This window comes from Streptomyces sp. NBC_00572 (assembly GCF_026341815.1).
Classification (GTDB): domain Bacteria; phylum Actinomycetota; class Actinomycetes; order Streptomycetales; family Streptomycetaceae; genus Streptomyces.
The window spans coordinates 2304705-2328668 of the sequence record NZ_JAPENX010000001.1; the positions used below are offsets into that span (position 1 = coordinate 2304705).

The following is a 23964-nucleotide window of genomic DNA, read 5'->3' on the forward strand; positions in this document are numbered from 1 at the left end:
GCCTCGAAGCCTCACGGAACCCGGATCAGAAGAAGACCGACCGCCTCTGCACGAGCAGCTTGTAGAGCGTGTGCTGAATCTGCTCCCGCACCTGATCCGTCAGGTTGAACATCAGCATCGGATCCTCCGCCGCCTCCGGCGCGTACGAGTCCGTCGGGATCGGCTCGCCGAACTGGATCGTCCACTTCGTCGGCAGCGGCAGCGCCCCGAGCGGCCCCAGCCAGGGGAAGGTCGGGGTGAGCGGGAAGTACGGGAAGCCGAGCACCCGCGCCAGCGTCTTGGCGTTCCCGATCATCGGGTATATCTCCTCGGCCCCGACGATCGAGCAGGGCACGATCGGCACCCCGGCCCGCAGCGCCGTCGACACGAAGCCGCCCCGCCCGAACCGCTGGAGCTTGTACCGCTCCCCGAACGGCTTCCCGATCCCCTTGAAGCCCTCCGGCATCACACCGACGATCTCACCGGCGCGCAGCAGCCGCTCCGCGTCCTCCGCGCAGGCCAGGGTGTGCCCCGCCTTGCGGGCCAGCTCGTTGACGATCGGCAGCACGAAGACCAGGTCGGCGGCGAGCAGCCGCAGGTGCCGCCCGGCCGGATGGTGGTCGTGGACGGCGACCTGCATCATCAGCCCGTCCAGCGGCACGGTCCCCGAGTGGTTGGCGACGATGAGCGCCCCGCCCTCGGCCGGGATGTTCTCGACGCCCTTCACCTCGACCCGGAAGTACTTCTCGTACAGAGGGCGGATCAGCGACATCAGGACCTGGTCGGTGAGCTCCTCGTCGTAGCCGAACTCGTCGACCTCGTAGTCACCGGTGATCCGACGCCGCAGGAACGCGAGCCCGCCCGCGAGCCGCCGCTCCCAGCCACCGCCCCCGACACCCGCACCGGAAGCGGCGCCGCCCTCGGCCCCCGCGTCCGCACCAGGGGCCTCCCCGGCCTCACCGAGGGACGGACCCTCCTGGTCCCCCTCCGGCCCCTGGGGGCCCTGCTGCGGCCCGGGCAGGGCCCGTACGGCCGCTGCCTCGCCGTCGGCACGCGCGGGCCGACGCCGGGACCGGGACCGGTCGTCGTCGAACGGAATGACCTTGGCGTCCGCCATCGCTGTCCGGTCTCCTCAGGCGCCGTCGTGAACAGGGTGAACAGGGGGTACGGAGGGTACGGGGACGGCCCGCGCCGCAGTCGACGCCCCGAGCCGCCCCGCGATCCGGTCCACCGCCCCCGCGAGCATCTCAGGCGGCAGCAGCCCGGGCCCCCGGCCACGCGCGAAGTCCGCGAAGGCCTCCGCCGTGGTGTGGCGCGGCGAGAACCCCAGGACCTCGCGCGTCTGCACCGTCGACACGACCCGGCCGTGGGTGAGCAGCCGGATCTGCTCGGGCGCGAAGTCGGTGATCCCGATCGTGCGCAGTGCCGTCCCCACCCAGGTGACGGCCGGCAGCAGCACCGGCACGGTCGGCCGCCCGAGGCGCCGCGCGCACTGGGACAGCAGCAGCACCCCGTCGCCGGCCACATTGAAGGTGCCGCTGTTCAGGGTCGCCCTGCGGGGCTCGTGCGCCGCGAGGCGCAGCACGTCGATGACGTCGTCCTCATGGACGAACTGCAGACGCGGGTCGTAGCCGAGAACGGTCGGCAGCACCGGCAGCGCCAGGTACTCGGCGAGCGGGGAGTCGATCCGGGGCCCGAGGATGTTCGCGAACCGCAGCACGCACACGGCCACGTCCGGGCGGCGCCGGGCGAAGCCCCGTACGTACCCCTCGACCTCGACGGCGTCCTTGGCGAAGCCCCCGCTGGGCAGCGACTTCGCGGGCGTCGTCTCGGTGAAGACCGCCGGGTCGCGGGGTGCGGAGCCGTAGACGCTGGTACTGGACTTGATCACCAGCCGGCCGATCCGCGGCGACTTCTGGCAGGCGCCCAGCAGCTGCATGGTGCCGATGACGTTGGTCTCCTTGACCGACGTACGGCCGCCGCCGCCGATCGCGGTACCGGTGACGTCCAGATGGACCACCGTGTCGACGTCGTGCTCGGCGAGGACCTTGGCGATCTCCGGCCGACGGATGTCGGCCCGTACGAACTCGGCGGCGCCGAGCTGGTGCGCCGGGTCGACCGCGTCCACCGCGATCACCCGCTCCACCTCCGGATCCCGCTGGATCCGCCGCACGAAGCGACCCCCGAGATGCCGGGCGGCACCGGTGACGAGCACGACCTTGCCCAAGATCAGCGCCTTCCGTCCGTCTTCCGTTGGTCGACACCGTAGCGCCTCAAGATTTCCGCGCAAATAAAACGTGGCCCTCCACCGCGAACGGTGAAGGGCCACGTCTGGCGCGAAATGCTGCGGTGCAGCGGTCGCCTTACTTCTTGTTGCGACGCTGAACGCGCGTGCGCTTCAGCAGCTTGCGGTGCTTCTTCTTGGCCATCCGCTTACGCCGCTTCTTGATAACAGAGCCCACGACTACCCTCGCTCACTTCTCGGAACATCCCCGCCTCCCGGCGGGGATCGGTGCGGGGCGTCTGGGCCCACACGACCTACGTCGGCCTAGCCTACCGTCCCGAGCACCCCGCTTGTAATCCGAGGGACATACGGAGCTTTACCGGCGTTGTCGCCACGCTTGCGCTACGCGGTCCCCACCCCCACGAAGGACTCCCGCAGGTACTCGTGAACCGCCTGTTCCGGCACCCGGAAGGACCTGCCCACCCGAATCGCCGGCAGATGACCGCTGTGCACCAAGCGGTACACGGTCATCTTGGACACGCGCATCACCGAGGCGACTTCCGCCACGGTCAGAAACTTGACCTCGTTGAGAGGTCGTTCGCCAGCAGCCATGACCCACCTGTACCTTCCGCCGCGACGCCCACCGGCTTCCCCTCCGGTGACTCTTCGTCGCCGAGCGCTCACTCTCCAGACTAGGGGCGGGTGGTACGAGTGGGGAAGAGGAGCTACCACCTGCCGTTTACCGTGACAGACACGCTCGATTGAGTACATAGCGCGTCAGCGGACGGTAGTAGTCGGAGCGCACGCCGTCATCAAGCGGAACGGCCACCGACACCTGCCCCTCCGCCTCACCGACGAACAGCGCCGGATCATCCGTATCGGCGAGACCGATGGCCTCGATACCCAGCTGACCTGCCCCGCAGACCCATCCGTGATCCCCGACCACCAGCTCCGGCAGCGGCCCGCCCCCCTCCGCCGCACTCTCCAGAACCGCCCTAACCGGCAGCGGCGAGTGGGAGTGCGCCCCCGGCTCGCGCCCACCCCCCGACGGCCCCGGCTCTCGCACCAGTGCGACCCCCCGTACGTAGTCGATGAGGTACGTGCGTACGCCGAACCGGGTCGTTATGTCGACACATCGCCCCTGCGCCGGTGTGAGAACAAGACATCCCGCCGCCGACAAGGCGTCTGCGAGAGCGACGTAGAAACCGAGCAGACGGTGCGGATGACCCGTCCCCAGGAGCACCGGAACCCGCCTGGCGGCCGCCGCCCCCAACCGCGCCGCGAACGCGTCGAGCCCCCTCAACGTACGCTCGGGATCGATGACATCGGGCCCCGACCGGTGCGCCGGATCCCCCGACACCCCGCACTTGTCGGCCATCAGCCGCAACAGATCGGCCTCACCCCACCCCCATGTGGGATCCAGCCCCAGTAACACCCGCGGATCGCGCGCGGCGAAGAGCCGATAGCTCCGCAGGCTCTCCTCCCGCGACGTCGCCACCGTTCCCGCCAACCCCGCCGCCAACAGATGCGCCCGCAGCGCCCCGGTACTCAACACCCTCCCGATGCTGCCGGAACACCCCCTCCGCGAAGCCCAAACCCCCCGGACACCCCACAGTCGGCGTAACGCCCACCCGAACGGTCCAGAGGTACGCCCCGGAGTCAGGCGAGCAGCCCCCGCAACGGGAAAGCCGCCTTGCGGGTCGCCAGCACCGCCTGGTCCAGCCGGTCTGCCGGGTCGTACCCCTCCGACCAGTCCCGGAAGCCCACCGGCCACCGCCCGTCCGTCATCCGCCCCGGCCCCAGCTGCCGGGTCCGCGCGTACACCTCGTCCCGCCAGGACGAAGGGATCACCGACTCCGGGTCCACCGGAGCATGCGCCGCGATCCCCACCAGATGCGTCCACGACCGCGGTACGACATCGACCACCGCGTACCCACCGCCGCCCAGGGCCAGCCAGCGCCCCTCCGCGTACTCGTGCGCCAGCTCGTGACAGGCCTCCTGCACCGCCCGCTGAGCGTCGAGCGACACCGCCAGATGGGCCAGCGGATCCTCGAAGTGCGTGTCAGCCCCGTGCTGGGTGACCAGCACCTGCGGCCGGAAGTCCGCGATCAGCTCCGGTACGACCGCGTGGAAGGCCCGCAGCCACCCCGCGTCCCCCGTCCCCGCCGGCAGCGCCACGTTCACGGCCCCGCCCTCACCGGGCCCGGCCGCACCGGTCTCCTCCGGCCACCCCGTCTGCGGGAAAAGCGTCCGCGGATGCTCGTGCAGCGAGACGGTCAGCACTCTGGGGTCCTCCCAGAACGCCGCCTGCACCCCATCCCCGTGATGCACGTCCACATCCACATAGGCGACCCGCTCGGCCCCCAGCTCAAGCAGCCGGGCGATCGCCAAGGACGCGTCGTTGTAGATACAGAACCCCGAGGCGGCCCCCGGCATCGCGTGATGCAACCCGCCCGCGAAGTTCACCGCGTGCGCGGCCTCCCCGCGCCACACCGCCTCCGCCGCGCCCACGGACTGCCCGGCGATCAGCGCCGACACCTCGTGCATCCCCGTGAACGCCGGATCGTCGACCGTGCCGAGCCCGTACGCCTGGTCGGCATGCCGCGGATCGACCGACGCGGCCCGCACCGCCGCCACATAGTCCTCGCGGTGGACGAGCCGCAGCGTCGAATCCCCCGCCGGCTTCGCCGCCACCACGTCCACGGCCCGGTCGAGCCCATACGCCCGCACCAGCGACATGGTCAGCGCGAGCCGTACCGGATCCATCGGATGCTCGGACCCGAAGTCGTACTGCGTGACAGCTTCATCCCACATCAACAGTGCGCGGCCGCTCATGCCCGCCACCGTATCGGGCCGCGCGCGAACCGAACGACGTGGCGTACACCACCGTCACCAGGACAAGCACCATCGGCACCACCATCGCCCCCCGATAGCTCCACGCGTCCCCGAGCGCCCCCACCAACGGGGACCCGATCAGGAATCCGACGTAGTTGAAGACATTGAGCCGCGCCACCGCCGCGTCGCTCGCCCCGGGGAACAACCGCCCGGCCGCGGCAAAGGTCTGCGGCACGATCACGCTCAGCCCGAACCCGAGCACCGTGAACCCGGCGATCCCCACCCAGGCTCCCGGCGACACCGCCACCACCGCGAACCCCAGCGCCGCCAGCACGGCCCCGGCCCGCACGACCGCCACGGCCCCGAGACGCCGCACCCCGAAGTCCCCCACGGCCCGCCCGAGCAACGTCGTCACCATGTACGCGTTGTACGGCACGGTCGCCAGCTCCTCCGAGCCGCCCAGCACGTCCTGGAGGTACTTGGCACTCCAGTTGGAGACGGTGGAGTCCCCGATGTACGCGAAGGTCATCACCAGACAGAGCGGCAGCAGCAGCTTGAAGGCGACACCGCTCCCCTTGCTCTCCCCCGCCTCCTCGACGGGCCCGTCGTCACCGGCCACGTACCACCGGCTGCCCACGAACGTGAGCGGCAGCAGCACCGCCACCACCGGCAGGTAGGACACGAAGAGCGACAGGTGCCAGTGCGCCCCCACCCAGGCCAGCGAGGCCCCCGCGATCCCGCCGAGGCTGTACGAGGCATGGAAGCCGAGCATGATGCTCCGCCCGTACGCCCGCTGGAGGCTGACCCCCAGCATGTTCATGGAGGCGTCCAGCGCACCCACCGCGAGCCCGAAGAGCCCCAGGGCGAGGGCCGCGTGCCACAGCTGGTCCCCCACCCCCACGGCAAGCAGCGCCAGGAGCACGAACGGCTGGGCCCACCGCAGCACCACCGCGGGCCCCACCCGCGCGACGACCTTCTCGGTCACCACACTCGCCACACCGGCCAGGATCGGCACGGCGGCCAGGAAGGCCGGCAACAGCCCGTCCGAGATCCCGTACTGGTCCTGGATCGCCGGTATTCGGGTCACGAGCAGGGCGAAGGTGACCCCCTGCACAAAGAAACTGACCGCCAGGGATCCCCGCCCACGCCGCAACCGCGCATCCGTCATGGCGGCACAGCGTACGGCCGGAACCTACCCGGGGGTAGATGGATCACAGTCCCAATATCGTCGGCAGCTCGTCCATGGTCCGGAAGAACCCGTTGGCCCCGGCGAGCTTCTCCTCGGGCGTCATCGCGGTGAACCCGTACACGTCCATCCCGGCCGCCACCGCCGCCTGGACCCCGAGCCGGCTGTCCTCGACCACCACACACCCCTCGGGCGCCACTCCCATCCGCGAGGCGGCGTGGAGAAACAGATCGGGCGACGGCTTCCCCCGACCGACGTCCTCGGCACTGAAGACGATCTCGTCCCGGAACCAGGCGTCGAGCCCGGTCTTCCGGTGCCCCACCCGGATCCGCTCGTGACTCCCCGAGGAGGCCACGCAATATGGAACCCCTGCATCGGCAAGCCGCTTGAGCACGGCCCCGGCCCCGGGCACGGCCTCCAACTCGGCCTGGAAGGCAGCAAAGACCCGACCGTGAAACGTCTCGTCGAACTCCGCCGGCAACCGCTCGCCGCTCCGCTCCTCGACGAGCTCGTGAATGCGGTGCATGGCGGACCCCATGTAGTCACGCACCGATTCCTCGTACGTGGTGGGATGCCCGAGCTCCGTCAGATAGCCGGCCAGCAGGGTGTTGGAAATCGGCTCGCTGTCCACGAGCACACCGTCGTTGTCGAAGATCACCAGGTCGTAGCGCATGCGCCCAGCCTAGAACGCAAAAATGCCTCAACCCCCGGACAAGGTCCGGGGGTTGAGGCTAAAAATTGTTCGGCGGCGTCCTACTCTCCCACAGGGTCCCCCCTGCAGTACCATCGGCGCTGAAAGGCTTAGCTTCCGGGTTCGGAATGTAACCGGGCGTTTCCCTAACGCTATGACCACCGAAACTCTATGAAGTTAACCAACCGGATATCGGCACGGTTCGTTACTTCAGAACTAACACAGTGGACGCGAGCAACTGAGGACAAGCCCTCGGCCTATTAGTACCGGTCAGCTCCACCCATTACTGGGCTTCCACATCCGGCCTATCAACCCAGTCGTCTACTGGGAGCCTTACCCTCTCAAGGAGGTGGGAATACTCATCTCGAAGCAGGCTTCCCGCTTAGATGCTTTCAGCGGTTATCCCTCCCGAACGTAGCCAACCAGCCATGCCCTTGGCAGGACAACTGGCACACCAGAGGTTCGTCCGTCCCGGTCCTCTCGTACTAGGGACAGCCCTTCTCAATATTCCTACGCGCGCAGCGGATAGGGACCGAACTGTCTCACGACGTTCTAAACCCAGCTCGCGTACCGCTTTAATGGGCGAACAGCCCAACCCTTGGGACCGACTCCAGCCCCAGGATGCGACGAGCCGACATCGAGGTGCCAAACCATCCCGTCGATATGGACTCTTGGGGAAGATCAGCCTGTTATCCCCGGGGTACCTTTTATCCGTTGAGCGACGGCGCTTCCACAAGCCACCGCCGGATCACTAGTCCCGACTTTCGTCCCTGCTCGACCCGTCGGTCTCACAGTCAAGCTCCCTTGTGCACTTACACTCAACACCTGATTGCCAACCAGGCTGAGGGAACCTTTGGGCGCCTCCGTTACCCTTTGGGAGGCAACCGCCCCAGTTAAACTACCCATCAGACACTGTCCCTGATCCGGATCACGGACCGAGGTTAGACATCCAGCACGACCAGAGTGGTATTTCAACGGCGACTCCACCATGACTGGCGTCACGGCTTCAAAGTCTCCCACCTATCCTACACAAGCCGAACCGAACACCAATATCAAACTGTAGTAAAGGTCCCGGGGTCTTTCCGTCCTGCTGCGCGAAACGAGCATCTTTACTCGTAGTGCAATTTCACCGGGCCTATGGTTGAGACAGTCGAGAAGTCGTTACGCCATTCGTGCAGGTCGGAACTTACCCGACAAGGAATTTCGCTACCTTAGGATGGTTATAGTTACCACCGCCGTTTACTGGCGCTTAAGTTCTCAGCTTCGCCCTGTCGAAACAGAGCTAACCGGTCCCCTTAACGTTCCAGCACCGGGCAGGCGTCAGTCCGTATACATCGCCTTACGGCTTCGCACGGACCTGTGTTTTTAGTAAACAGTCGCTTCTCGCTGGTCTCTGCGGCCACCCCCAGCTCACGGAGTAAATCCGATCACCAGACGTGGCCCCCCTTCTCCCGAAGTTACGGGGGCATTTTGCCGAGTTCCTTAACCATAGTTCACCCGAACGCCTCGGTATTCTCTACCTGACCACCTGAGTCGGTTTAGGGTACGGGCCGCCATGAAACTCGCTAGAGGCTTTTCTCGACAGCATAGGATCATCCACTTCACCACAATCGGCTCGGCATCAGGTCTCAGGCTATGTGCTGTCCGGATTTACCTGGACAACGCCCTACACCCTTACCCCGGGACTACCACCGCCCGGGTTGGACTACCTTCCTGCGTCACCCCATCGCTTACCTACTACCACCTTGGGTCAGCGGCTCCACCACTTTCCTTTCCCCGAAGGGTCCGGAACGGCTTCACGGCCTTAGCATTAATGGGCTCGATATTGGGCGTTTCAAAGCGGGTACCGGAATATCAACCGGTTGTCCATCGACTACGCCTGTCGGCCTCGCCTTAGGTCCCGACTTACCCTGGGCAGATCAGCTTGACCCAGGAACCCTTAGTCAATCGGCGCACACGTTTCTCACGTGTGTATCGCTACTCATGCCTGCATTCTCACTCGTGAACCGTCCACAACTCGCTTCCGCGGCTGCTTCACCCGGCACACGACGCTCCCCTACCCATCACAGCGGGCGTTGGCCCTCATGCTGCAATGACACGACTTCGGCGGTACGCTTGAGCCCCGCTACATTGTCGGCGCGGAATCACTTGACCAGTGAGCTATTACGCACTCTTTCAAGGGTGGCTGCTTCTAAGCCAACCTCCTGGTTGTCTCTGCGACTCCACATCCTTTCCCACTTAGCGTACGCTTAGGGGCCTTAGTCGATGCTCTGGGCTGTTTCCCTCTCGACCATGGAGCTTATCCCCCACAGTCTCACTGCCGTGCTCTCACTTACCGGCATTCGGAGTTTGGCTAAGGTCAGTAACCCGGTAGGGCCCATCGCCTATCCAGTGCTCTACCTCCGGCAAGAAACACACGACGCTGCACCTAAATGCATTTCGGGGAGAACCAGCTATCACGGAGTTTGATTGGCCTTTCACCCCTAACCACAGGTCATCCCCCAGGTTTTCAACCCTGGTGGGTTCGGTCCTCCACGAAGTCTTACCTCCGCTTCAACCTGCCCATGGCTAGATCACTCCGCTTCGGGTCTTGAGCGCGCTACTGAATCGCCCTATTCGGACTCGCTTTCGCTACGGCTTCCCCACACGGGTTAACCTCGCAACGCACCGCAAACTCGCAGGCTCATTCTTCAAAAGGCACGCAGTCACGACCCATTGAGTAAACTCAATGAGCGACGCTCCCACGGCTTGTAGGCACACGGTTTCAGGTACTATTTCACTCCGCTCCCGCGGTACTTTTCACCATTCCCTCACGGTACTATCCGCTATCGGTCACCAGGGAATATTTAGGCTTAGCGGGTGGTCCCGCCAGATTCACACGGGATTTCTCGGGCCCCGTGCTACTTGGGTGTCTCTCAAACGAGCCGTTAATGTTTCAGCTACGGGGGTCTTACCCTCTACGCCGGACCTTTCGCATGTCCTTCGCCTACATCAACGGTTTCTGACTCGTCTCACAGCCGGCAGACTGTGAAAGAGAGATCCCACAACCCCGCATGCGCAACCCCTGCCGGGTATCACACGCATACGGTTCGGCCTCATCCGGTTTCGCTCGCCACTACTCCCGGAATCACGGTTGTTTTCTCTTCCTGAGGGTACTGAGATGTTTCACTTCCCCTCGTTCCCTCCACATGCCCTATGTGTTCAGGCATGGGTGACAGCCCATGACGACTGCCGGGTTTCCCCATTCGGAAACCCCCGGATCAAAGCCTGGTTGACGGCTCCCCGGGGACTATCGTGGCCTCCCACGTCCTTCATCGGTTCCTGGTGCCAAGGCATCCACCGTGCGCCCTTAAAAACTTGGCCACAGATGCTCGCGTCCACTGTGTAGTTCTCAAGCAACGACCAGCCACCCATCACCCCGCCACATAAGCAGCGAGTTCACTGGGGCCGGCATCGCGAAGATACAAACCTTACGGCCGTACCCTCAGATACCCAACAACGTGCCAAGCACGACCCGTCGCATCATCATCACGTTCCACGCCGAAGCAGTACTTGTGAAGTGATCCTCAAGATCGTGCCAACTAATCAACGTTCCACCCATGAGCTGACCGTGCAGAACATTTGCCTGCAATCGGTACTGTGCTCCTTAGAAAGGAGGTGATCCAGCCGCACCTTCCGGTACGGCTACCTTGTTACGACTTCGTCCCAATCGCCAGTCCCACCTTCGACAGCTCCCTCCCACAAGGGGTTGGGCCACCGGCTTCGGGTGTTACCGACTTTCGTGACGTGACGGGCGGTGTGTACAAGGCCCGGGAACGTATTCACCGCAGCAATGCTGATCTGCGATTACTAGCAACTCCGACTTCATGGGGTCGAGTTGCAGACCCCAATCCGAACTGAGACCGGCTTTTTGAGATTCGCTCCGCCTCGCGGCATCGCAGCTCTTTGTACCGGCCATTGTAGCACGTGTGCAGCCCAAGACATAAGGGGCATGATGACTTGACGTCGTCCCCACCTTCCTCCGAGTTGACCCCGGCGGTCTCCTGTGAGTCCCCATCACCCCGAAGGGCATGCTGGCAACACAGGACAAGGGTTGCGCTCGTTGCGGGACTTAACCCAACATCTCACGACACGAGCTGACGACAGCCATGCACCACCTGTATACCGACCACAAGGGGGGCACTATCTCTAATGCTTTCCGGTATATGTCAAGCCTTGGTAAGGTTCTTCGCGTTGCGTCGAATTAAGCCACATGCTCCGCTGCTTGTGCGGGCCCCCGTCAATTCCTTTGAGTTTTAGCCTTGCGGCCGTACTCCCCAGGCGGGGAACTTAATGCGTTAGCTGCGGCACCGACGACGTGGAATGTCGCCAACACCTAGTTCCCAACGTTTACGGCGTGGACTACCAGGGTATCTAATCCTGTTCGCTCCCCACGCTTTCGCTCCTCAGCGTCAGTAATGGCCCAGAGATCCGCCTTCGCCACCGGTGTTCCTCCTGATATCTGCGCATTTCACCGCTACACCAGGAATTCCGATCTCCCCTACCACACTCTAGCCTGCCCGTATCGGATGCAGACCCGGGGTTAAGCCCCGGGCTTTCACACCCGACGTGACAAGCCGCCTACGAGCTCTTTACGCCCAATAATTCCGGACAACGCTTGCGCCCTACGTATTACCGCGGCTGCTGGCACGTAGTTAGCCGGCGCTTCTTCTGCAGGTACCGTCACTTTCGCTTCTTCCCTGCTGAAAGAGGTTTACAACCCGAAGGCCGTCATCCCTCACGCGGCGTCGCTGCATCAGGCTTTCGCCCATTGTGCAATATTCCCCACTGCTGCCTCCCGTAGGAGTCTGGGCCGTGTCTCAGTCCCAGTGTGGCCGGTCGCCCTCTCAGGCCGGCTACCCGTCGTCGCCTTGGTAGGCCATTACCCCACCAACAAGCTGATAGGCCGCGGGCTCATCCTTCACCGCCGGAGCTTTCAACCAGCTCCCATGCGGAAGCCGGTGTTATCCGGTATTAGACCCCGTTTCCAGGGCTTGTCCCAGAGTGAAGGGCAGATTGCCCACGTGTTACTCACCCGTTCGCCACTAATCCACCCCGAAGGGCTTCATCGTTCGACTTGCATGTGTTAAGCACGCCGCCAGCGTTCGTCCTGAGCCAGGATCAAACTCTCCGTGAATGTTTACCCGTAATCGGGTGACACTCGCGTTGAGCGGGACAGTCAGGCCGGAATAAGGCCGACTGTCCACAGCGTCCTCGCTGTGTATGTTGCCTACCCGCCACAAGGGCCGGCAGGACTTTCAAAGGAACCTCGCCATCCGAAGATGGACGGGGTATCAACTAATCTGGCGTTGATTTTTGGCACGCTGTTGAGTTCTCAAGGAACGGACGCTTCCTTTGTACTCACCCTCTCGGGCTTTCCTCCGGGCTTCCCTTCGTTCTTGCGTTTCCGACTCTATCAGATCTTTCCGATCCGATTTCCTCGGTGCTTTCCGGTCCCATTCGCTTTCGCTCCGGGCCCTTCCGGCGGTTCCGACTCTATCAGATGTTTTCGTTCTGATTTCCTCGGTGCTTTCGAGTCCCATCGCTTTCGCGCTGGTCCCTTCCTGCGTCTCCGACTCTATCAGATGTCTGAGGGTCGGATTGCCACTTCGGCCGGCGCCCAACGGGGGCTGCCGGCCACGGCCGTCGAGGAGCCGCTCCGCCGGCCAGACAGTGGTCCTGAACGCAGGAAAGCCCCGCACCATAAGGTGCGGGGCTTTCCCACAATGATTGTTCGGCGGCGTCCTACTCTCCCACAGGGTCCCCCCTGCAGTACCATCGGCGCTGAAAGGCTTAGCTTCCGGGTTCGGAATGTAACCGGGCGTTTCCCTAACGCTATGACCACCGAAACTCTATGAAGTTAACCAACCGGATATCGGCACGGTTCGTTACTTCAGAACTAACACAGTGGACGCGAGCAACTGAGGACAAGCCCTCGGCCTATTAGTACCGGTCAGCTCCACCCATTACTGGGCTTCCACATCCGGCCTATCAACCCAGTCGTCTACTGGGAGCCTTACCCTCTCAAGGAGGTGGGAATACTCATCTCGAAGCAGGCTTCCCGCTTAGATGCTTTCAGCGGTTATCCCTCCCGAACGTAGCCAACCAGCCATGCCCTTGGCAGGACAACTGGCACACCAGAGGTTCGTCCGTCCCGGTCCTCTCGTACTAGGGACAGCCCTTCTCAATATTCCTACGCGCGCAGCGGATAGGGACCGAACTGTCTCACGACGTTCTAAACCCAGCTCGCGTACCGCTTTAATGGGCGAACAGCCCAACCCTTGGGACCGACTCCAGCCCCAGGATGCGACGAGCCGACATCGAGGTGCCAAACCATCCCGTCGATATGGACTCTTGGGGAAGATCAGCCTGTTATCCCCGGGGTACCTTTTATCCGTTGAGCGACGGCGCTTCCACAAGCCACCGCCGGATCACTAGTCCCGACTTTCGTCCCTGCTCGACCCGTCGGTCTCACAGTCAAGCTCCCTTGTGCACTTACACTCAACACCTGATTGCCAACCAGGCTGAGGGAACCTTTGGGCGCCTCCGTTACCCTTTGGGAGGCAACCGCCCCAGTTAAACTACCCATCAGACACTGTCCCTGATCCGGATCACGGACCGAGGTTAGACATCCAGCACGACCAGAGTGGTATTTCAACGGCGACTCCACCATGACTGGCGTCACGGCTTCAAAGTCTCCCACCTATCCTACACAAGCCGAACCGAACACCAATATCAAACTGTAGTAAAGGTCCCGGGGTCTTTCCGTCCTGCTGCGCGAAACGAGCATCTTTACTCGTAGTGCAATTTCACCGGGCCTATGGTTGAGACAGTCGAGAAGTCGTTACGCCATTCGTGCAGGTCGGAACTTACCCGACAAGGAATTTCGCTACCTTAGGATGGTTATAGTTACCACCGCCGTTTACTGGCGCTTAAGTTCTCAGCTTCGCCCTGTCGAAACAGAGCTAACCGGTCCCCTTAACGTTCCAGCACCGGGCAGGCGTCAGTCCGTATACATCGCCTTACGGCTTCGCACGGACCTGTGTTTTTAGTAAACAGTCGCTTCTCGCTGGTCTCTGCGGCCACCCCCAGCTCACGGAGTAAATCCGATCACCAGACGTGGCCCCCCTTCTCCCGAAGTTACGGGGGCATTTTGCCGAGTTCCTTAACCATAGTTCACCCGAACGCCTCGGTATTCTCTACCTGACCACCTGAGTCGGTTTAGGGTACGGGCCGCCATGAAACTCGCTAGAGGCTTTTCTCGACAGCATAGGATCATCCACTTCACCACAATCGGCTCGGCATCAGGTCTCAGGCTATGTGCTGTCCGGATTTACCTGGACAACGCCCTACACCCTTACCCCGGGACTACCACCGCCCGGGTTGGACTACCTTCCTGCGTCACCCCATCGCTTACCTACTACCACCTTGGGTCAGCGGCTCCACCACTTTCCTTTCCCCGAAGGGTCCGGAACGGCTTCACGGCCTTAGCATTAATGGGCTCGATATTGGGCGTTTCAAAGCGGGTACCGGAATATCAACCGGTTGTCCATCGACTACGCCTGTCGGCCTCGCCTTAGGTCCCGACTTACCCTGGGCAGATCAGCTTGACCCAGGAACCCTTAGTCAATCGGCGCACACGTTTCTCACGTGTGTATCGCTACTCATGCCTGCATTCTCACTCGTGAACCGTCCACAACTCGCTTCCGCGGCTGCTTCACCCGGCACACGACGCTCCCCTACCCATCACAGCGGGCGTTGGCCCTCATGCTGCAATGACACGACTTCGGCGGTACGCTTGAGCCCCGCTACATTGTCGGCGCGGAATCACTTGACCAGTGAGCTATTACGCACTCTTTCAAGGGTGGCTGCTTCTAAGCCAACCTCCTGGTTGTCTCTGCGACTCCACATCCTTTCCCACTTAGCGTACGCTTAGGGGCCTTAGTCGATGCTCTGGGCTGTTTCCCTCTCGACCATGGAGCTTATCCCCCACAGTCTCACTGCCGTGCTCTCACTTACCGGCATTCGGAGTTTGGCTAAGGTCAGTAACCCGGTAGGGCCCATCGCCTATCCAGTGCTCTACCTCCGGCAAGAAACACACGACGCTGCACCTAAATGCATTTCGGGGAGAACCAGCTATCACGGAGTTTGATTGGCCTTTCACCCCTAACCACAGGTCATCCCCCAGGTTTTCAACCCTGGTGGGTTCGGTCCTCCACGAAGTCTTACCTCCGCTTCAACCTGCCCATGGCTAGATCACTCCGCTTCGGGTCTTGAGCGCGCTACTGAATCGCCCTATTCGGACTCGCTTTCGCTACGGCTTCCCCACACGGGTTAACCTCGCAACGCACCGCAAACTCGCAGGCTCATTCTTCAAAAGGCACGCAGTCACGACCCATTGAGTAAACTCAATGAGCGACGCTCCCACGGCTTGTAGGCACACGGTTTCAGGTACTATTTCACTCCGCTCCCGCGGTACTTTTCACCATTCCCTCACGGTACTATCCGCTATCGGTCACCAGGGAATATTTAGGCTTAGCGGGTGGTCCCGCCAGATTCACACGGGATTTCTCGGGCCCCGTGCTACTTGGGTGTCTCTCAAACGAGCCGTTAATGTTTCAGCTACGGGGGTCTTACCCTCTACGCCGGACCTTTCGCATGTCCTTCGCCTACATCAACGGTTTCTGACTCGTCTCACAGCCGGCAGACTGTGAAAGAGAGATCCCACAACCCCGCATGCGCAACCCCTGCCGGGTATCACACGCATACGGTTTGGCCTCATCCGGTTTCGCTCGCCACTACTCCCGGAATCACGGTTGTTTTCTCTTCCTGAGGGTACTGAGATGTTTCACTTCCCCTCGTTCCCTCCACATGCCCTATGTGTTCAGGCATGGGTGACAGCCCATGACGACTGCCGGGTTTCCCCATTCGGAAACCCCCGGATCAAAGCCTGGTTGACGGCTCCCCGGGGACTATCGTGGCCTCCCACGTCCTTCATCGGTTCCTGGTGCCAAGGCATCCACCGTGCGCCCTTAAAAACTTGGCCACAGATGCTCGCGTCCACTGTGTAGTTCTCAAGCAACGACCAGCCACCCATCACCCCGCCACATAAGCAGCGAGTTCACTGGGGCCGGCATCGCGAAGATACAAACCTTACGGCCGTACCCTCAGATACCCAACAACGTGCCAAGCACAGTCCGTTCCTCGAAGCCCGTTTTCCACGCCGAAGCAGTACTAACGATTTCTCGGAGAGAGACTGTGCCAACTAATCAACGTTCCACCCATGAGCTGACCGTGCAGAACATTTGCCTGCAATCGGTACTGTGCTCCTTAGAAAGGAGGTGATCCAGCCGCACCTTCCGGTACGGCTACCTTGTTACGACTTCGTCCCAATCGCCAGTCCCACCTTCGACAGCTCCCTCCCACAAGGGGTTGGGCCACCGGCTTCGGGTGTTACCGACTTTCGTGACGTGACGGGCGGTGTGTACAAGGCCCGGGAACGTATTCACCGCAGCAATGCTGATCTGCGATTACTAGCAACTCCGACTTCATGGGGTCGAGTTGCAGACCCCAATCCGAACTGAGACCGGCTTTTTGAGATTCGCTCCGCCTCGCGGCATCGCAGCTCTTTGTACCGGCCATTGTAGCACGTGTGCAGCCCAAGACATAAGGGGCATGATGACTTGACGTCGTCCCCACCTTCCTCCGAGTTGACCCCGGCGGTCTCCTGTGAGTCCCCATCGCCCCGAAGGGCATGCTGGCAACACAGGACAAGGGTTGCGCTCGTTGCGGGACTTAACCCAACATCTCACGACACGAGCTGACGACAGCCATGCACCACCTGTATACCGACCACAAGGGGGGCACTATCTCTAATGCTTTCCGGTATATGTCAAGCCTTGGTAAGGTTCTTCGCGTTGCGTCGAATTAAGCCACATGCTCCGCTGCTTGTGCGGGCCCCCGTCAATTCCTTTGAGTTTTAGCCTTGCGGCCGTACTCCCCAGGCGGGGAACTTAATGCGTTAGCTGCGGCACCGACGACGTGGAATGTCGCCAACACCTAGTTCCCAACGTTTACGGCGTGGACTACCAGGGTATCTAATCCTGTTCGCTCCCCACGCTTTCGCTCCTCAGCGTCAGTAATGGCCCAGAGATCCGCCTTCGCCACCGGTGTTCCTCCTGATATCTGCGCATTTCACCGCTACACCAGGAATTCCGATCTCCCCTACCACACTCTAGCCTGCCCGTATCGGATGCAGACCCGGGGTTAAGCCCCGGGCTTTCACACCCGACGTGACAAGCCGCCTACGAGCTCTTTACGCCCAATAATTCCGGACAACGCTTGCGCCCTACGTATTACCGCGGCTGCTGGCACGTAGTTAGCCGGCGCTTCTTCTGCAGGTACCGTCACTTTCGCTTCTTCCCTGCTGAAAGAGGTTTACAACCCGAAGGCCGTCATCCCTCACGCGGCGTCGCTGCATCAGGCTTTCGCCCATTGTGCAATATTCCCCACTGCTGCCTCCCGTAGGAGTCTGGGCCGTGTCTCAGTCCCAGTGTGGCCGGTCGCCCTCTCAGGCCGGCTACCCGTCGTCGCCTTGGTAGGCCATTACCCCACCAACAAGCTGATAGGCCGCGGGCTCATCCTTCACCGCCGGAGCTTTCAACCAGCTCCCATGCGGAAGCCGGTGTTATCCGGTATTAGACCCCGTTTCCAGGGCTTGTCCCAGAGTGAAGGGCAGATTGCCCACGTGTTACTCACCCGTTCGCCACTAATCCACCCCGAAGGGCTTCATCGTTCGACTTGCATGTGTTAAGCACGCCGCCAGCGTTCGTCCTGAGCCAGGATCAAACTCTCCGTGAATGTTTACCCGTAATCGGGTGACACTCGCGTTGAGCGGGACAGTCAGGCCGGAATAAGGCCGACTGTCCACAGCGTCCTCGCTGTGTATGTTGCCTACCCGCCACAAGGGCCGGCAGGACTTTCAAAGGAACCTCGCCATCCGAAGATGGACGGGGTATCAACTAATCTGGCGTTGATTTTTGGCACGCTGTTGAGTTCTCAAGGAACGGACGCTTCCTTTGTACTCACCCTCTCGGGCTTTCCTCCGGGCTTCCCTTCTGTTCTTGCGTTTCCGACTCTATCAGATCTTTCCGATCCGATTTCCTCGGTGCTTTCCGGTCCCATTCGCTTTCGCTCCGGGCCCTTCCGGCGGTTCCGACTCTATCAGATCCTTTCGGCGCCTGATTCCCAGTCAGCGGGGTTTGTCTTTGCGGCTGTTGGGCCGTTCCGACGAGTGAGACTTTAGCGGAATCCCTGCCTCCGACGCTAATCGGGTGGCTGCGTCCAGACTTCGAACGCGGATTCCTCATTTCGCAAAAACACACGGAAAGCAGAATGGCACGGCAAAGCGCCATCAGGTCTGTGGATCTTGCGGGATGGCTGTCCGGGGCCGACCGGGGTCGGTGCTCACGTCGGACAACTCGGAGAACCTTACGGATCCGTCAATCCCGTGTCAACCCGGGTCCTGGGGCGTACTCTCCGCGTATGACTACGCGTGCGCACACCACCCAGTGGTGGGCCGCCTGACGGCGGCCCACCACTCGCGCATGCAGCAAGCGGCCGCCGCCTCGGCGGCCGTTCGCGTATCCCCCTCCGGGAGCCGGCCGTCGGGTCGGCGCCCAGGAGACAAGGGAGAGCGAACGCGATGACGAGGATCTTCAGCGGCGTCAAGCCGACCGGGCACCTGACGCTGGGCAACTACCTCGGGGCCGTACGACGGTGGGTCGAGGTCGATCAGCATCAGGCGGAGGCGCTGTTCAGCGTCGTGGACCTGCATGCGCTGACCGTGGAGCACGATCCGGCGCGGGTACGGCGGCTCAGCCGGCAGGCGGCCACGCTACTGCTGGCCGCGGGGCTGGATCCGAAGCTGTGCACCTTGTTCGTGCAGAGCCATGTCGACGAGCACGCTCGGCTGTCGTACCTGCTGGAGTGCACGGCCACCGACGGCGAGCTGCGGCGGATGATCCAGTACAAGGAGAAGAGCGCCCTGGCGCGGGCGTCGGGGCAGGGCGTGCGGCTGTCGCTGCTGACGTATCCGGTGCTGATGGCGGCGGACATCCTGGCGTACGGGGCCGACGAGGTGCCGGTGGGTGAGGACCAGACCCAGCACGTGGAGCTCACCCGAGATCTGGCGGTTCGGTTCAACCAGCGGTACGGGCACACGTTCACGGTGCCGCGGGCGACGCGGCCAGAGGTGGCGGCTCGGGTAATGGACCTTCAGGACCCCACGTCGAAGATGGGGAAGTCGCACGCGAACGGGGCCGGGATCGTCTATCTGCTCGACGACGCGGAGACCGTGCGGCGGAAGGTCATGCGGGCCGTGACCGACAGCGGGCGGGACGTGGAGTACGACCGGGACGCCAGGCCGGGGGTCGCCAACCTGCTCGATCTGCTGGCGGCCTCGACGGGTGGGAACCCCGAGGCGCTGGCCGGTGTATATGAAACGTACGGATCTTTGAAGAAGGACACGGCGGACGCGGTCGTCGAGCTGCTGAGGCCCCTGCGGGAGCGGCATGCCGAGCTCGCGGCGGATCCCGGCTATGTGGATCAGGTGCTACGGGACGGGGCCCAGCGGGCCCGGGAGACGGCGCGGCCCATGGTGGACCGGGCCTATCGGGCGATCGGGCTGTTGCCCGCCGGGTGACGGAACGCGTTGCGGTAGTCGCGTGGGCTGGTGGCGAGGTGCGAGGCGAAGTGCTGACGCATCGTGACCTCGCTGCCGAAGCCCGCGCGGCGGGCCACCTCGGGGAGGGGGTGGTCGGTGAGTTCGAGGAGTTTCTGGGCGGCGGCGACGCGCTGGGCGATGAGCCAGTGCAGGGGGGTGGTTCCGGTGGTGGCCTGGAAGTGGCGGGCGAAGGAGCGGGGAGACATGCCGGCGCGGGCGGCCAGGGTCGCGACGGTGTGGGGCTCGTCCAGGTGGGCGAGGGCATGGGCACGGACCTCGGCCAGGGCGTCGGCGTCGCGGTCGGCGCGGGGGGTGGGGTGCTCGATGAACTGGGCCTGGGTGCCGGTGCGGAAGGGGGCGGTGACCATCGCTCGGGCGATGGCGGCGGCTGCCTCGGCTCCGTGGGCGGTGCGGACGAGGTGGAGGCAGAGGTCGATACCGGCGGCGGTGCCGGCGGAGGTCCAGACTCCGGTGTCCTCGACGAAGAGGGCGTCGGGTTCGACCTGGATCGCGGGGTGGCGGGCGGCCAGGGTCCGGGCCAGGTGCCAGTGGGTGACGGCGCGGCGGCCGTCGAGGAGGCCTGCGCGGGCGAGCACGAAGGCGCCGGCGCAGAGGGAGGCGACCGGGGTGCCCGCGGTGTGGGCGCGGCGGAGCGCGTCGAGGACGGGGGCCGGGAGGTCGGCGTCGGGGTCTTCGATGCCGGGGACGAGGACCAGGTCGGTGGGGGTGAGGTCGTCGAGCCAGGTGAGTGGGCGGTCGGGGGTGAGGGTGAGACCGCCGCGCACGGGGATGGGGGTGTGCGGGTCGGCGGCTGCCCTGCGGAGTTCGAAGGGTGGGACGCCACGGAGGGTGCGGTCGCTGCCCCAGACCTCGGTGATGACGGAGATGTCGAAGGCGCGGATGCCGGGGAAGGAGAGGAGTGCGATGCGCTGGGGGCGGTGCGCGGGGGGCGTCGGCACGGGTGACATGAGTGGCAGTAAATCATCGATCGCTGTCATTCAACCCTCTGGGAGAGGGTCGTGGCCGGCGGCAGGATCGTGGGCATGGAGATCGCAGAGAACGCAGCGCTGGTTGTCATCGACGTACAGAAGGGCTTCGAGGAGGAGTTCTGGGGGAAGCGGAACAACCCGGCCGCCGAGGAGAACATCGCGGCTCTGATCGACCTGTGGCAGGAGACGGGGCGGCCGGTCGTCTTCGTGCGGCACGACTCGGTGGAGGGCTCGCGGTCGCCGCTGCGGACGGGGTACGAGGGGAACGACTTCAAGGACTTCGTCGAGGAGCGGCGCGGGAAGGGCAGCGGTCCGGAGCTGCTGGTGACGAAGAGCGTGAACTCGGCCTTCTACGGGGAGCCGTCGCTGGACGCGTGGCTGGCCGGGCAGGAGATCGCTCAGTTCGTGATCGTCGGGATCCAGACGAACATGTGCAACGAGACGACGGCCCGGATGGGCGGGAACCTCGGGTACGAGGTGGTGTTCCCGCTGGACGCGATGCACACCTTCGACCTGGAGGGGCCGTTCGGTTGGTCGCGGACCGCGGATGAGCTGGCGGAGGCGACGGCCGTGTCCCTGCACGGGGGACGCTTCGCGAAGGTCGTGACGACGGAGGAGGTCGTGAGGGGGGCGTCCGTCGGGGTCCGGTGACCCCGGTGGGAGGCGGAACGCGGGAGGCGGGCCCTGGGGGGCGCGGGGGCGCCAGGGGTTCCTGGCGCCGGGCGTCCGGGGGTCAGCTGTTGCCGGAGGCGAGCTCGCGGCTGCGGTCGCGGGCGGCTTCGAGGGCGGCGATGAGGGCGGCGCGGACGCCGTGGTTCTCCAGCTCGCGGATGGCGCTGATGGTGGTGCCGGCCGGGGAGGTGACGGCCTCGCGGAGCTTGACCGGGTGTTCGCCGCTGTCGCGGAGCATCACGGCGGCGCCGATGGCGGCCTGGACGATCAGGTCGTGGGCCTGGGCGCGGGGCAGGCCGAGGAGGATGCCTGCGTCCGTCATGGCCTCGACGAGGAAGTAGAAGTACGCCGGGCCGGAGCCGGAGAGGGCGGTGGCGGCGTCCTGCTGGGACTCGGGGACGCGGAGCGTCTTGCCGACGCCGCCGAAGATCTCTTCGGTGTGGGCGAGGTGCGCGGGGGTGGCGTGGCTGCCGGCCGAGATGACGGACATGCCTTCGTCGACCAGGACGGGGGTGTTGGGCATGACGCGGACGACGGGGGTGCCGGTGGTGAGGCGTTCCTCGATGAAGGAGGTGGGGATGCCGGCGGCGGCGCTGATGACCAGGCGGTCGGCGGCGACGTGCGGGGCGAGTTCGTCGAGGAGGCGGCCCATGTCCTGGGGCTTGACGGCCAGGATGAGGGTGTCGGCGCGCTTGGCGGCCTCGGCGTTGGTGACGGTCTCGACGCCGTAGCGGGTGCGGAGCTCCTCGGCGCGTTCGGCGCGGCGGGCGGTGACCAGGAGGTTCGCGGGGCGCCAGCCTGCGCGGATCATGCCGCTGAGGAGCGCTTCACCGATCTTGCCGGTGCCGAGGACTGCGACGGTCTGGGTCATGGCTCTGTTCACCTCGCCGGAGGGGGGTACGTGTCGTCATCCTCGCACCGGCGGGGCGGGTGGTGTGCGGGTGTCCGAGGGGCGGTCACGCGGTGCGGCGGCGGAGGGTGGCCGCGCCGAGGCCGAGGACGAGGAGTGCGCAGCCCGCGACGACGAGGGCGTCGCGGACGAAGTCGCCGGTGACCTCGGGGTGTCGGAGGACCTGGTTCATGCCGTCGACGGCGTACGACATGGGCAGGACGTCGGAGATCGCTTCGAGGGCGGGGGCCATCCGGTCGCGCGGGGTGAAGAGTCCGCAGAGCAGCAGCTGGGGGAAGATCACGGCCGGCATGAACTGGACGGCCTGGAACTCGGAGGCGGCGAAGGCGGAGACGAAGAGGCCGAGGGCGGTGCCGAGGAGGGCGTCGAGGAGGGCGACCAGGAGGAGGAGCCAGGGGGAGCCGATGACGTCGAGGCCGAGGAACCAGACGGCGAGGCCGGTGGCGAGGACGGACTGGACGACGGCCAGGAGTCCGAAGGCGAGGGCGTAGCCGGCGATGAGGTCGGCCTTGCCGAGGGGCATGGCGAGGAGGCGTTCGAGGGTGCCGGAGGTGCGTTCGCGGAGGGTCGCGATGGAGGTCACCAGGAACATCGTGATGAGCGGGAAGATGCCGAGCAGCGAGGCGCCGATGTTGTCGAAGGTGCCCGGGCTTCCGTCGAAGACGTACCGCAGCAGGAAGAGCATCACGCAGGGCACGAGGAGCATCAGGGCGATCGAGCGCGGGTCGTGGCGCAGCTGACGCAGGACGCGGGCGGCGGTGGCGAGGGTGCGGGCGGGGCTCATGACCGGGGCTCCTCGTGGGCGGCTCGGGCGGCGGCAGCGTCGACGAGACGGAGGAAGGCCTCTTCGACGGTGGCGGTGTCGTTGCGGCGGCGGAGGGCCTCGGGGGTGTCGTCGGCGAGGATCTCGCCCTCGCGCATGAGGAGGAGGCGGTGGCAGCGTTCGGCCTCGTCCATCACGTGGGAGGAGACGAGGAGTGCCGTGCCCCGGTCGGCGGCGATCTGGTGGAAGAGGTTCCACAGGTCGCGGCGGAGGACCGGGTCGAGGCCGACGGTGGGTTCGTCGAGGACGAGGAGTTCCGGGGTGCCGAGGAGGGCGACGGCGAGTGAGACCCGGCTGCGCTGGCCGCCGGAGAGCCGGCCTGCGAGGGAGTCGGCGTGCGAGGCGAGGTCGACGTCGTCGATGGCCCGGTCGACGGTGGCGCGGCGTTCCTGGCGGTGGGTGCGGCCGGGGAGCAGGACGGCGGCGAAGTAGTCGAGGTTCTGGCGGACGGTGAGGTCGTCGTAGACCGAGGGGGCCTGGGTGACGTAGCCGATGCGGGAACGGAGGGTGGGGTCGCCGGCGGGGCGGCCGAGGACTTGGAGGGTGCCGTCGACCTTGGCCTGGGTGCCGACGATCGCGCGCATCAGGGTGGTCTTGCCGCAGCCGGAGGGGCCGAGGAGGCCGGTGATGCGGCCGGCCTGGACCGTGAAGTCGAGGTCGCGCAGGACGGTGCGGTCGCCGCGGACGGTCGTGAGGCCGTGCGCGGCGATCGCTGTGTCGGATGCGTTGGCTGTGTCTGATCGGCCGGGTGCGTCGGCCGTGGCCGTCTTGTCGGTGGCGGCCCTGGCCGTGGGCTTGGGCGTGGCCTGGTCGGCGGCCTCACCCGCCGGGTAATTCATCATGCGATGAATAGTCCTCCCGGCAGTATCGGCCGTCAAGCACCCGGCGGCCC

The 23964-nt window shown here is 64.5% G+C and carries 14 protein-coding genes and 6 rRNA genes; 2 read left to right on the forward strand and 18 right to left on the reverse strand.

Translation table 11 applies throughout. The annotated features are described in order from the left end of the window. Positions 1-25: 25 nt before the first annotated feature. From OG514_RS10440 to OG514_RS10505, 14 genes are all read right to left on the reverse strand, one after another. Positions 26-1096, reverse strand: a complete 1071-nt coding sequence (locus OG514_RS10440; protein ID WP_266893153.1) for a lysophospholipid acyltransferase family protein — start codon at positions 1094-1096, stop codon at positions 26-28. A 15-nt stretch (positions 1097-1111) separates the two neighbouring features. After that, the gene (locus OG514_RS10445; protein WP_266893155.1) at positions 1112-2206 is read right to left on the reverse strand and encodes an NAD-dependent epimerase/dehydratase family protein; all 1095 of its coding nucleotides are present in this window, start codon (positions 2204-2206) and stop codon (positions 1112-1114) included. A 136-nt stretch (positions 2207-2342) separates the two neighbouring features. Next, on the reverse strand, positions 2343-2441 hold the full coding sequence (locus OG514_RS10450) for an AURKAIP1/COX24 domain-containing protein (protein WP_003948845.1): 99 nt from the start codon (positions 2439-2441) through the stop codon (positions 2343-2345). 164 nt (positions 2442-2605) lie between these two features. Then, positions 2606-2815, reverse strand: a complete 210-nt coding sequence (locus tag OG514_RS10455) for a helix-turn-helix domain-containing protein (protein ID WP_015034391.1) — start codon at positions 2813-2815, stop codon at positions 2606-2608. Between the two features lie 127 nt (positions 2816-2942). Beyond that, positions 2943-3758, reverse strand: coding sequence for a phosphatase (locus OG514_RS10460; RefSeq protein ID WP_266893167.1), 816 nt, complete (start codon positions 3756-3758; stop codon positions 2943-2945). A gap of 104 nt (positions 3759-3862) precedes the next feature. Then, positions 3863-5038, reverse strand: coding sequence for an acetoin utilization protein AcuC (locus OG514_RS10465; RefSeq protein WP_266893169.1), 1176 nt, complete (start codon positions 5036-5038; stop codon positions 3863-3865). Beyond that, a complete protein-coding gene (locus OG514_RS10470; RefSeq protein ID WP_266893171.1) occupies positions 5007-6206 on the reverse strand; it encodes an MFS transporter in 1200 nt (399 codons plus the stop codon). The genes OG514_RS10465 and OG514_RS10470 overlap by 32 nt, the downstream gene beginning before the upstream one ends. A 43-nt stretch (positions 6207-6249) precedes the next feature. Next, on the reverse strand, positions 6250-6897 hold the full coding sequence (locus OG514_RS10475; RefSeq protein ID WP_266893173.1) for an HAD family phosphatase: 648 nt from the start codon (positions 6895-6897) through the stop codon (positions 6250-6252). A gap of 67 nt (positions 6898-6964) precedes the next feature. After that, a 5S ribosomal RNA gene (gene rrf / locus OG514_RS10480) occupies positions 6965-7081 on the reverse strand. Positions 7082-7155: 74 nt separating this feature from the next. Next, a 23S ribosomal RNA gene (locus OG514_RS10485) occupies positions 7156-10278 on the reverse strand. A gap of 287 nt (positions 10279-10565) precedes the next feature. Then, positions 10566-12091: ribosomal RNA gene (locus tag OG514_RS10490) — 16S ribosomal RNA — on the reverse strand. Positions 12092-12686: 595 nt separating this feature from the next. After that, positions 12687-12803: ribosomal RNA gene (gene rrf, locus OG514_RS10495) — 5S ribosomal RNA — on the reverse strand. 74 nt (positions 12804-12877) lie between these two features. Then, positions 12878-16000: ribosomal RNA gene (locus tag OG514_RS10500) — 23S ribosomal RNA — on the reverse strand. A gap of 288 nt (positions 16001-16288) precedes the next feature. Then, a 16S ribosomal RNA gene (locus OG514_RS10505) occupies positions 16289-17814 on the reverse strand. Together the 16S, 23S and 5S rRNA genes form the textbook arrangement of a ribosomal RNA operon. Before the next feature lie 844 nt (positions 17815-18658). Between OG514_RS10505 and trpS the strand changes: the two genes are divergently transcribed. Then, on the forward strand, positions 18659-19657 hold the full coding sequence (trpS, locus tag OG514_RS10510; protein ID WP_266893175.1) for a tryptophan--tRNA ligase: 999 nt from the start codon (positions 18659-18661) through the stop codon (positions 19655-19657). On the opposite strand, the gene OG514_RS10515 is transcribed toward trpS, so the two are convergent. Beyond that, positions 19624-20646: a GlxA family transcriptional regulator gene (locus OG514_RS10515; RefSeq protein ID WP_266893177.1), complete on the reverse strand. Its 1023-nt coding sequence runs from the start codon at positions 20644-20646 to the stop codon at positions 19624-19626. The genes trpS and OG514_RS10515 overlap by 34 nt on opposite strands. 75 nt (positions 20647-20721) lie before the next feature. Between OG514_RS10515 and OG514_RS10520 the strand changes: the two genes are divergently transcribed. Beyond that, positions 20722-21318: a cysteine hydrolase family protein gene (locus OG514_RS10520; RefSeq protein WP_266893179.1), complete on the forward strand. Its 597-nt coding sequence runs from the start codon at positions 20722-20724 to the stop codon at positions 21316-21318. A gap of 82 nt (positions 21319-21400) precedes the next feature. Here OG514_RS10520 and proC read toward each other — a convergent pair whose 3' ends face one another. The 3 genes from proC to OG514_RS10535 form a co-directional block, all read right to left on the reverse strand. Continuing rightward, positions 21401-22210, reverse strand: a complete 810-nt coding sequence (proC, locus tag OG514_RS10525) for a pyrroline-5-carboxylate reductase (RefSeq protein ID WP_189836075.1) — start codon at positions 22208-22210, stop codon at positions 21401-21403. An 85-nt stretch (positions 22211-22295) separates the two neighbouring features. Further along, a complete protein-coding gene (locus OG514_RS10530) occupies positions 22296-23033 on the reverse strand; it encodes an ABC transporter permease (RefSeq protein WP_266893182.1) in 738 nt (245 codons plus the stop codon). Beyond that, entirely contained in the window at positions 23030-23914 is an 885-nt protein-coding gene (locus OG514_RS10535) for an ABC transporter ATP-binding protein (protein WP_266893184.1), read from the reverse strand. The genes OG514_RS10530 and OG514_RS10535 overlap by 4 nt, the downstream gene beginning before the upstream one ends. Between the last annotated feature and the right edge of the window lie 50 nt (positions 23915-23964).

Coding starts and splice junctions, on each gene's coding strand:
- OG514_RS10455 (WP_015034391.1), bottom strand. CDS start 2,815: ATGGCTGCTGGCGAACGACCTCTCAACGAGGTCAAGTTTCTGACCGTG.
- proC (WP_189836075.1), bottom strand. CDS start 22,210: ATGACCCAGACCGTCGCAGTCCTCGGCACCGGCAAGATCGGTGAAGCG.
- OG514_RS10440 (WP_266893153.1), bottom strand. CDS start 1,096: ATGGCGGACGCCAAGGTCATTCCGTTCGACGACGACCGGTCCCGGTCC.
- trpS (WP_266893175.1), top strand. CDS start 18,659: ATGACGAGGATCTTCAGCGGCGTCAAGCCGACCGGGCACCTGACGCTG.
- OG514_RS10530 (WP_266893182.1), bottom strand. CDS start 23,033: ATGAGCCCCGCCCGCACCCTCGCCACCGCCGCCCGCGTCCTGCGTCAG.
- OG514_RS10515 (WP_266893177.1), bottom strand. CDS start 20,646: ATGTCACCCGTGCCGACGCCCCCCGCGCACCGCCCCCAGCGCATCGCA.
- OG514_RS10520 (WP_266893179.1), top strand. CDS start 20,722: ATGGAGATCGCAGAGAACGCAGCGCTGGTTGTCATCGACGTACAGAAG.
- OG514_RS10535 (WP_266893184.1), bottom strand. CDS start 23,914: ATGATGAATTACCCGGCGGGTGAGGCCGCCGACCAGGCCACGCCCAAG.
- OG514_RS10465 (WP_266893169.1), bottom strand. CDS start 5,038: ATGAGCGGCCGCGCACTGTTGATGTGGGATGAAGCTGTCACGCAGTAC.
- OG514_RS10470 (WP_266893171.1), bottom strand. CDS start 6,206: ATGACGGATGCGCGGTTGCGGCGTGGGCGGGGATCCCTGGCGGTCAGT.
- OG514_RS10475 (WP_266893173.1), bottom strand. CDS start 6,897: ATGCGCTACGACCTGGTGATCTTCGACAACGACGGTGTGCTCGTGGAC.